Origin of the sequence: Aquipuribacter hungaricus (assembly GCF_037860755.1) — a bacterium.
GTDB lineage: Bacteria > Actinomycetota > Actinomycetes > Actinomycetales > JBBAYJ01 > Aquipuribacter > Aquipuribacter hungaricus.
In genome coordinates this window covers 1-9,178 of sequence record NZ_JBBEOI010000151.1, presented here as the reverse complement: position 1 = coordinate 9,178, position 9,178 = coordinate 1, and the positions used below count along the sequence as shown (strand labels likewise).

Below are 9,178 nucleotides of genomic sequence, written 5' to 3'. Positions count from 1 at the left end.
CGACGGCTCCCCCGGCGCCCGGCGCGCGGCCGACCTCGCGGCCTCCCTCGGGGTGGGCACCGACGCCCTGGCCGTCGCCGCCGCCCTGGGGCAGCCGTGGGCCGGTGTGGTCCTGTCCGGTGCGGTCACGCCCGACCAGGTCCGCAGCAACGCCTCCGCGACCGTCCTCGCGGTCCCGGCCGAGGTCCTCGACGAGCTCGCCACCCTGGCCGAGCAGCCGGCCGCCTACTGGGGAGCCCGCTCCCACCGCCCCTGGACCTGAGCCCCCGGGAGCCCGGTCTGCCCGTCAGCCCCGCGCGGCGCGTGAGGCCGCCAGGCGCTGCAGCCGCTCGTCCAGCGCGGCGTCGTCCGGCACGAACCAGGCGTGCACCCCGCGGTCGGTCTCCCGCACCAGGTCCCGCAGCGACGTGCTCGCCGCGGTGAGGGCCGAGACGTCTCCCAGGACGGCGAGGACCACGTGGTAGTTCGTCACCTTCTGCAGCACGTCGCCGGCCAGGCCCGAGCGCAGGTCGAAGAACGCCGGCGCCACCCCCTCCACGGGGACGACCACCACGTCGGCGCCGGCCGCCCACGCACCGCCCACGAGGTCGGACACGTCGTCCGAGGTCGCCACCACCGTCGTGCGGCCGTCCAGGCGCAGCAGCCTCAGGCCGTGCCTGTCCTCCACGCGGGTCCCCGTGTCCACGGACGGCGACGCTAGACCGGCGGGGCCGGGTCGGACGAGAGGGTTTCCTGCGGCAGGATCGCCCCGTGAGCACCAAGGACCTCGACGCGGCCGGCATCACCGACCCCGCCCTGCGGGTGGCGTACGAGACGTGCCGCCAGCTGCACGCCGGCCACGGCAAGACGTACTACCTGGCGACGCTCCTGCTGCCGCGGGCCAAGCGGCCCTACGTCTGGGCGCTGTACGGCTTCGCCCGCTACGCCGACGAGTTCGTCGACTCCCTCACCGACCCGGACCCGCTGGCCCTGGTCCGCTGGGGCGACGCGTTCCTCGACCGGCTCCAGACCGACCCGCTGCAGCCCCCGGGCGTCGACCCGGCGGGCGACGCCGTGGGCGCGGCCATGGAGGACACCATGCGCCGCTGGGGCATCCCCCGTGCGCACGTCGAGGCGTTCCTGGAGTCCATGCGGATGGACATCACCGAGACCGGCTACCGCACCTACGCCGACCTCGAGCACTACATGTACGGCTCGGCCGCGGTCATCGGGCTGCAGATGCTGCCGGTCCTGGAGCCGCTCACCCCCGAGGCCGCCCCCCGCGCCCGGGCGCTGGGCGAGGCCTTCCAGCTGAGCAACTTCATCCGGGACGTCGGCGAGGACCTCAAGCGCGGCCGGGTGTACCTGCCGCAGGAGGACCTCGAGCTGTTCGGGGTGACCACGGCCGACCTGGCCGCCGGCGAGGTGACCCTCCCGGTGCGGCGCCTGCTGCAGTTCGAGATCGAGCGGACCAGGGCGCTGTACGCCTACGCCGAGGCGGGCATCGACATGCTCGACCCGACCTCGCGCGACTGCATGCGGACGGCGTTCGAGCTGTACGGCGGCATCCTCGGCGCGGTCGAGCGGGCGGACTACCAGGTGCTGCGCCAGCGCGTCGGCGTACCGCTGCCCCGCCGCCTGCAGGTCGCGGTGCCGGGCCTGGCCCGGGCCTACCGGGCGCGGGCCCGGGCGGCGCGGGAGACCCCGCCGCCGGACGTCGGCAGGGACGGGCTCAGAACCCCAGCGCCTGCGCGCGACGCCTGATCTCGGTCTTGCGGCCGGCGCGCAGGGTGTCGACCGGGCGGCCCTCGACGAGGGTGCTGTCCGGCGTGAAGAGCCACCGGACGGCCTCGGCGGTCGTGTAGCGCGCGTCGGACAGCAGGGTGAGGGTGCCCCGGAGGTCCGGCAGCGTGGTGCCCGGGGCCCCGTCGGCACCGGCGACGACGAACAGCGCCGGCACCTTGAGCACCCCGCCCACGCGGACCGCCGCGAGCTCGCCCTCGGCGACGAGCTGGCGCACCTTCAGGAAGTCGCGGCCGAGGACCTCGGCCACCGTGGGCAGGTCGAGCCAGTCGCCGACGAGCGCCTCGAGGGCCGCGAGCTCATCGGGGTCGACGGTCTCCTCGGGTGCCGGTTGCAGGCCGGGGGCGGTCAGGGTCCGGGGGCGTCGTTCACGGGAGCGGGCCACGGCGAGAGGGTACGCGCCCGCCGCGCCTGACCGGCTCCCCAGCAGGGCCTCCTTAGACTCCGGCCGTGGACGCACCCGCCCGCGACCCCCTCGTGGGACGCCTCGTGGCGCGGCGCTACCGCGTCCGGGCGCGGGTGGCCGGCGGCGGGATGGCGACCGTCTACCGCGCCGAGGACACCCGCCTGGGCCGCGACGTCGCGCTCAAGGTCATGCACCCGCACCTGGCGGGGTCACCCGACCTGGTCGCCCGGTTCCGGGCCGAGGCCCGCGCCGCCGCGTCGCTGTCCCACCGTGCCGTGGTTGCCGTCCACGACCAGGGCGAGGACGGCGACGTGGTCTGGCTGGCCATGGAGCTGCTGCCCGGGCGCACCCTGCGAGACGTGCTCCGCGAGCGCGGCGCGCTCACCCCGGCCGAGGCGTTCGACGTCGTCGAGCCGCTGCTGCTCGCCCTCGCCGAGGCCCACCGGTCGGGCCTGGTCCACCGCGACGTCAAGCCGGAGAACGTCCTCGTCACCCGTGACGGCTCCTACGCCGTCACCGACTTCGGGCTCGCCCGGGCCACGACCACCGACCGTACCGCCACCGGCTCGCTCCTGGGCACGCCCGCCTACCTGGCCCCGGAGACCGCCCAGGACGGCCGGGTGGACGCCCGCTCCGACGTCTACTCCGCCGGGGTCGTCCTGTTCGAGCTCCTCACCGGCCGGCAGCCGCACACCGGCGAGGTGCCGTTCCAGGTGGTGTGGGCCCACGTCACCACCGACGTCCCGCCGCCCTCGCGCTGGGCGCCCCTCCTGCCGCCGGCCGTCGACCAGGTGGTGGCGCACGCCTGCCGCCGCGACCCCGCCCGCCGGACGCCGGGCGCCGCCGAGATGCTCGCCGAGGTCCGCCGGTCCTGGGCGGCCCTGCTGCCGGAGGTCCTCGACGCCCGTCCCGACCCGGTCGGCGAAAGCCCTGCCGCCGCACCGCACGACGGCGCCACGGGCGTGATCCCGCGCCGGGGCGCCACCGTGGCCGGCACGGCGACCCTGGCGCCGGCCGCCCCACGCCACGACCGGCAGGACCGCTACGACGGCCACGACGCGGACGACGGGGACGACGGGTGGGACGCGTCCGACCGGCAGGGCCCGGACCCCGGCTGGCAGGAGGTGCTGCGGACCCACCCGTCGGCAGCCGTACGCGACCTCGACCCCTCACCAGATGCCCGCGAGCACGGCTGGGACGGCGGGGACGGCGCGGAGGACGACCAGGACGGCGCGGCCGGCCGGGACGGCGCGGCCGGCTGGGGCGGCCCGACAGGCCGGAGCGGTGGGCAGCCGTGGGACAGGGCCGGTGGTGGCTCCCGCCCGTCGGGCGCCACGGCCGTCCTGCCCCGGCGGCGCCGGCGGCTGCCCGGGTCGGGCGCCGTCCTGCTGGTCCTGCTGCTCGCCAGCCTCGTGGCGGGGGCGGCGCTGTGGTGGACCGAGGCCGGGCCGGGCGCCCAGCGCGACGTCCCCGACCTGCGGGGCCGCACCGCCGAGGCCGCCGCCGCCCAGCTCGACGCGCTCGGTATCGCCTCCTCCACCACGCCGCAGCCCGACGAGGTGGCGCCGCCCGGCGAGGTCGTCGGCACCCGGCCCGACCCCGGCCGGACGGTGCACAAGAACGGCACGGTGGTCCTCGTCGTCTCCAGCGGCCCCCGGCTCCACGACGTCCCGGACCTGCGCGGCCGCACCCTCGCCGAGGCCACCAAGGCGCTCGCCGGGGCCAGCCTGGCCCTCGGGGAGGTCACGGAGGCGTTCGACCCGCAGGTGGGGGCCGGGCGCGTCGTGGCCAGCACCCCGCCCGCGGGCGAGGGGCTGCGGACCGGGTCGCCCGTCGCCCTGCTCGTCAGCCGCGGGCCCGAGCCGGTCGCCGTGCCCGACCTCACCGGCGGCACGGTGGCCGAGGCACGCGGGGCCCTGGAGGCGGACGGCCTGCGCCTGGGCGCGGAGGACGAGCGCTACGACGACGCCCCCGACGGCACGGTCGTCGCCCAGGACCCCGAGGACGGCACGCTGCCGCCGGGGGCCCAGGTGTCCGTCGTCGTGTCGCGCGGGCCGGAGCCGGTCGAGGTGCCGGACGTCTTCGAGCGGCCTTTCGCCGACGCCGCCGCGGCTCTGGAGGAGGCCGGCCTCGTCGTCGAGCGGCGCGGGTCCGACGTCTTCGGCCGCGTCGTGAGCCAGGACCCGGCCGCGGGGACAGCCGTCCCGCCCGGCTCCACCGTCGTCGTCACGACCTTCTGACCCGCCGGCGGGACGGCCCCGGGCGGGCGTCCAGGGCAGCGACCGGCGGCCTCCCCGGCAGTGACCGGGCAGGACCCCGGCCGCCGCGGCCTCAGGCGGCGACGGCCCCCGCGAGCACGCCCGACAGCACCTCGCACGCCCGGTCCACCGCCGCGTCGTCGACGTCGAGGTGGGTGACGGCGCGGACCACGCGGGGCCCGAGGGCCGACACGAGCACACCCTGCCGGGCGGCGGCCGCGGCGACGGCGGCCGCGGGGACGTCGTGGGTGCGGAGCACGACGATGTTGGTCTCGACCGCCGCCGGGACGACGGAGCCGGGCATCGCCGCGGCGCAGGCCTCGGCGAGGCGGCGGGCGCGGACGTGGTCCTCGGCCAGCCGGTCGACGTGGTGGTCCAGGGCGTGCAGGCAGGCGGCCGCGAGGACCCCGGCCTGGCGCATCCCGCCGCCGTAGCGCTTGCGGAGCACCCGGGCGCGCGCGATCCGGTCGGCGGTGGTGACGAGCACCGAGCCGACGGGGGCGCCGAGGCCCTTGGAGAAGCAGACCGACACCGTGTCCGACAGCCCGCCGTAGACGGCCAGCGGCACCCCGGTCGCGACGTGGGCGTTCCACAGCCGCGCCCCGTCCAGGTGCACGGCCACGCCCGCCTCGGCCGTCCCCGCGCGCAGGGCCTGCAGCTGCTCGAGCGGCTGGACCGTGCCGCCGCCGAAGTTGTGGGTGTTCTCCACGGCCACCGCGGCGGTGGAGACCAGGTGCGGGCCGGCGTCCGGGGCCATGAGCGCCAGCGGCACCCGGGCGTCGAGGGTGCGTCCGGGGCTCGTGCCGTCCACGAGCCCGTCGGACCATGTGCGGGAGGTGATCCCGCCCAGGGCGCCGTGGCCGCCCAGCTCGGCCCGCAGCACGTGGGACAGGACGTCGGCCAGCAGCTCCTGGCCGGGCTCGACGAGGAGCCGGACGCCCACCATGTTGGCCATCGACCCCGTGGGGAAGAAGAGGCCGGCCTCGTGCCCCAGCAGGGCGGCGGTGCGCTCCTCCAGCTCGTGCAGCGTCGGGTCCTCGGCGTACACGTCGTCGCCCACCAGCGCCGACGCCATCGCCTCGCGCATGGCGGGCGTCGGCGCGGTGAGGGTGTCCGAGCGCAGGTCGACCGTGCCCGGGCGGGGGGGGGCGCTCACCGCTGGCCGAGCATCTCGGCGACGAGGAACGCCATCTCCAGGCTCTGCTGGTGGTTGAGGCGGGGGTCGCAGACCGACTCGTACCGGGTGGCGAGCGCGGCGTCGGAGATCTCGTCCGAGCCGCCGATGCACTCGGTGACGTCGTCGCCGGTGAGCTCCACGTGCAGCCCGCCGGGCACGGTGCCGAGGGCGCGGTGCACCTCGAAGAAGCCGCGCACCTCGTCGATGACGTCGTCGAAGCGGCGGGTCTTGTAGCCGCTCGCCGACTCGAAGGTGTTGCCGTGCATCGGGTCGGTGATCCACAGCGGCTGCGCGCCGGAGGAGCGGACCTTCTCGACCACGGCGGGCAGCACGTCGCGGATCTTGCCGGCGCCCATCCGCGTGATGAACGTCAGCCGGCCCGGGGTGCGGTCCGGGTCGAGCCGGTCGATGAGCGCGAGGGCGTCGTCCGGGCTGGTCTTCGGGCCGAGCTTGACGCCGACCGGGTTCTGCACCCGCGCGGCCAGCTCGATGTGCGCGCCGTCGAGCTCGCGCGTCCGCTCGCCGACCCAGACGAAGTGCGCCGACGTGGCGTAGGGCAGGCCGGTGCGGGAGTCGGTGCGGGTGAGGGCCCGCTCGTAGTCCAGCAGCAGCGCCTCGTGGCTGGCGAAGAACTCCACGCCCCGCAGCGCGTCGAAGTCCGCGCCGCACGCGGCCATGAAGCGCATCGCCTTGTCGATCTCGCGGGCGACGACCTCGTAGCGGGCGTTGGCCGGGTTGCTGGTGAAGCCGCGGTTCCACTCGTGCACCTGGCGCAGGTCGGCGAACCCGCCGGTGGTGAAGGCGCGGATGAGGTTCAGCGTCGAGGCGGCCGTGTGGTACGCCCGGACCAGCCGCTGCGGGTCGTGGGCACGCGCGGCCTCGGTGAACTCGTAGGCGTTCACGGCGTCGCCCCGGTAGGCCGGCAGCGTCACGCCCTCGCGGGTCTCGGTGTCGTTGCTGCGGGGCTTGGCGAACTGCCCCGCCATGCGGCCCATCTTCACCACGGGCAGGCCGCCGCCGTACATGAGCACGACCGCCATCTGGAGGATGGTCTTCACGCGGCGGCGGATCGCGTCGGCGGTGGCGTCGGCGAAGGTCTCGGCGCAGTCGCCGCCCTGGAGCAGGAACGCCTCGCCCCGGGCCGCGGCGGCGAGGCGCTCGCGCAGGTTGTCGCACTCGCCGGCGAACACCAGCGGCGGGTAGGTGAGCAGCTCCGCGGTCGCGGCGGAGAGGGCGTCGGTACCGCCCCAGGACGGCTGCTGGGCGGCCACCAGGTCGTCGGGCCAGGTCAGGGTCACCGACCCAGGGTAGGCCGGTCCGGGGACCCCTCGGGCGCGGTCCGGCTGCTGGGCCCTCAGGCGGGGACGTCCGGCGCGCGGTGCCCGGCCGGCCCGTCCGGCAGCGCGCGGTCGTCCGCCAGCGCACGGTCGGCCGCCGCGTCGTCCTCGACGACGGTCACGGCGGCGTCCTCGGGGGCGGGGTCCTCGACCGGGGCGGGTGCGGGGACCTCGTCCGGGTCCGGCTGCCCCGTGTAGTCGCCCGGGGACAGGTCGTCGCCGAACAGGCGCTCCGACAGGCGCGAGGTGTCGCGCCCGGTGAGCCGCTCCACGGTGCCCAGGACGTCGCCGACGACGCGTGCGCGCTTCTCCGCGGCGATCCGCTCCTTGGCGACCGCGGCGTACTCGTCGACGTACTCCTGGCCGGACAGCCGCATGAGCTCGTACATGATCTCGTCGGTGACCGAGCGCAGGACGTGGCGGTCGTCGGCCATCCCGTCGTAGCGGGAGAAGTCGAGCGGGCGGCCGATGATGATCCCGACCCGGTGGATGCTCGGCAGCTTCCGCCCGATCGGCTGCACCTTGTCGGTGCCGATCATCGCCACCGGGATGACGGGCACCCGGCTGTCCAGGGCCATCTTCGCCACGCCGGTCTTGCCGCGGTACAGGCGGGCGTCCGGCGAGCGCGTCCCCTCGGGGTAGATCCCGAGCAGGTCGCCGCGGCGCAGCACGCGCAGGCCCGAGCGCAGGGCGGCCTCGCTCGCCTTGCCGCCGCTGCGGTCCACGGGCAGCTGGCCGACGCCGCGGAAGAACAGCGCCTTGGCGCGGCCCTTGACGCCCGTGCCGGTGAAGTACTCCGCCTTGGCGAGGAAGGTCACGCGCCGCTTGAGCATGAGCGGCAGGAAGATCGAGTCGGAGAACGACAGGTGGTTGGAGGCGAGGATGGCGCCGCCGGTGGTCGGGACGTGCTCCCCGCCACGGACCCACGGCCGGAACAGCGACCGCAGCACCGGACCGAGGACGGTCTTCACCGCCCAGTAGAACCACACCGTCATCCGGCGGATGCTGTCACACCTGGCCTCCCGGCGGGGACCTCCGGCGACCTTCCTGCGACCTCCCGGCGAGCTCCCGGCGACCTTCCGGCGACCTTCCGGCGACCTGCCCACGACCTGCCCGGTCTCATGGTCGCGGGGACCCCGCCCGTGCGAGGATGGCGTGTGCCGATCCTCCCCGGAGCAGAGCCGTTCCAGGCAGACGGCGGCGACGTCGCCGTCCTCCTGCTGCACGGCTTCACGGGCTCGCCGCAGTCGTTGCGCGACTGGGCCGAGCACCACGCCGCGGCGGGGCTCACGGTGCGCCTGCCGCGCCTGCCCGGCCACGGCACCACGTGGCAGGAGCTCAACCTGACCCGGTGGCCAGACTGGTACGCCGTCGCCGAGCGCGAGCTGCTCGGCCTCGTCGCCTCCGGGCACCGCGTGGTCGTCGGCGGGCTGTCCATGGGCGGGGCGCTCGCGCTGCGCCTGGCGCAGGAGCACCCCGACCTGCTCGAGGGCCTCGTGCTCGTCAACCCGGCCGTCCTGCTCGAGGACCGCCGCCTCGTGCTGCTGCCCGTCCTGCGCCACCTCGTCGGGTCGTTCCCCGGCATCGGGAACGACGTCCGCAAGGAGGGTCCCGTCGAGCTGGCCTACGACCGCACCCCGCTGCACGCCGCCGCGTCGTTCACGGGGCTGCTGGGCACCGTGAGGGCGGACCTGCCCAGGGTGGGCGCGCCGCTGCTGCTCCTGCACAGCCCGCAGGACCACGTGGTGCCGCCGTCGTCCTCGGCGGCCGTGCTGGCCGGGGTGTCGTCCTCCGACGTCACCGACGTCGTGCTCGCCGACTCCTACCACGTGGCCACGCTGGACCACGACGCGCCGACCATCCACGAGCGCTCGCTGGCCTTCGTCGGCCGGGTCACGGCGCCGGTGCCGGCATGAGCGGCCCGGACGCCAGCCGCGGCACCGACGGCGGGGAGCACCCGCTGGACGTCGACGCCCGCTTCGCCGACATCGTCGCCCACTTCCACGACGGGGAGCCCGCGCCCCCGCGGGTCGTCGACGACCGGGGCGACGGCGCTGGGCGCACGGGCGAGGGGCGCACGGGCGAGGGGCGCACGGGTGAGGGGCGCACGGGCGAGAGGTCTGACGGCACGGCGGAGGACGCCGACTCCTCCCGCGGCGACGGCACCGACGCCGGCGCGCCGGGCCCGGGCCGCTCGTCCGGCACGTCGCTGCACCGG

8 protein-coding genes and 2 pseudogenes are annotated in these 9,178 nt (G+C 76.4%); 5 read left to right on the top strand and 5 right to left on the bottom strand.

Translation table 11 applies throughout. From position 1 onward, the window contains the following. Nucleotides 1–262 (top strand): annotated as a pseudogene (locus WCS02_RS14180) (hypothetical protein); the annotation flags it as partial. 24 nt (nt 263–286) lie between these two features. Here WCS02_RS14180 and WCS02_RS14175 read toward each other — a convergent pair. Next, nucleotides 287–685, bottom strand: a complete 399-nt coding sequence (locus WCS02_RS14175; RefSeq protein WP_340294327.1) for a DUF4180 domain-containing protein — start codon at nt 683–685, stop codon at nt 287–289. A gap of 65 nt (nt 686–750) precedes the next feature. On the opposite strand from WCS02_RS14175, the gene WCS02_RS14170 reads away from it, so the two are divergent. Then, nucleotides 751–1,743 (top strand): phytoene/squalene synthase family protein, encoded by a 993-nt coding sequence (locus tag WCS02_RS14170; RefSeq protein WP_340294325.1) that lies wholly within the window; start codon nt 751–753, stop codon nt 1,741–1,743. Here the strand turns inward: WCS02_RS14170 and WCS02_RS14165 are convergent. Next, complete coding sequence (locus WCS02_RS14165) at nt 1,712–2,167, bottom strand: Rv2175c family DNA-binding protein (RefSeq protein WP_340294323.1); 456 nt, start codon at nt 2,165–2,167, stop codon at nt 1,712–1,714. The genes WCS02_RS14170 and WCS02_RS14165 overlap by 32 nt on opposite strands. A gap of 65 nt (nt 2,168–2,232) precedes the next feature. Here WCS02_RS14165 and WCS02_RS14160 point away from each other — a divergent pair, with 65 nt between their 5' ends. Next, nucleotides 2,233–4,428, top strand: a complete 2,196-nt coding sequence (locus tag WCS02_RS14160) for a Stk1 family PASTA domain-containing Ser/Thr kinase (RefSeq protein WP_340294321.1) — start codon at nt 2,233–2,235, stop codon at nt 4,426–4,428. Between the two features lie 91 nt (nt 4,429–4,519). Here WCS02_RS14160 and WCS02_RS14155 read toward each other — a convergent pair whose 3' ends face one another. The 3 genes from WCS02_RS14155 to WCS02_RS14145 are packed head-to-tail and all read right to left on the bottom strand — an operon-like array spanning nt 4,520 to nt 7,955. Beyond that, the gene (locus tag WCS02_RS14155) at nt 4,520–5,602 is read right to left on the bottom strand and encodes a threonine aldolase family protein (protein ID WP_340294319.1); all 1,083 of its coding nucleotides are present in this window, start codon (nt 5,600–5,602) and stop codon (nt 4,520–4,522) included. Then, nucleotides 5,599–6,981, bottom strand: a complete 1,383-nt coding sequence (locus WCS02_RS14150) for a class II 3-deoxy-7-phosphoheptulonate synthase (protein WP_376984129.1) — start codon at nt 6,979–6,981, stop codon at nt 5,599–5,601. The genes WCS02_RS14155 and WCS02_RS14150 overlap by 4 nt, the downstream gene beginning before the upstream one ends. After that, nucleotides 6,978–7,955, bottom strand: coding sequence for a lysophospholipid acyltransferase family protein (locus WCS02_RS14145; RefSeq protein WP_376984116.1), 978 nt, complete (start codon nt 7,953–7,955; stop codon nt 6,978–6,980). Before WCS02_RS14145 ends, WCS02_RS14150 begins: the two co-directional genes overlap by 4 nt. A gap of 162 nt (nt 7,956–8,117) precedes the next feature. On the opposite strand from WCS02_RS14145, the gene WCS02_RS14140 reads away from it, so the two are divergent. Then, nucleotides 8,118–8,876, top strand: coding sequence for an alpha/beta hydrolase (locus tag WCS02_RS14140; RefSeq protein ID WP_340294315.1), 759 nt, complete (start codon nt 8,118–8,120; stop codon nt 8,874–8,876). Beyond that, nucleotides 8,873–9,178, top strand: a pseudogene (locus WCS02_RS14135) (hypothetical protein); the annotation flags it as partial. The gene WCS02_RS14140 and the pseudogene WCS02_RS14135, both read left to right, overlap by 4 nt.

Coding starts and splice junctions, on each gene's coding strand:
- WCS02_RS14145 (WP_376984116.1), bottom strand. CDS start 7,955: ATGACGGTGTGGTTCTACTGGGCGGTGAAGACCGTCCTCGGTCCGGTG.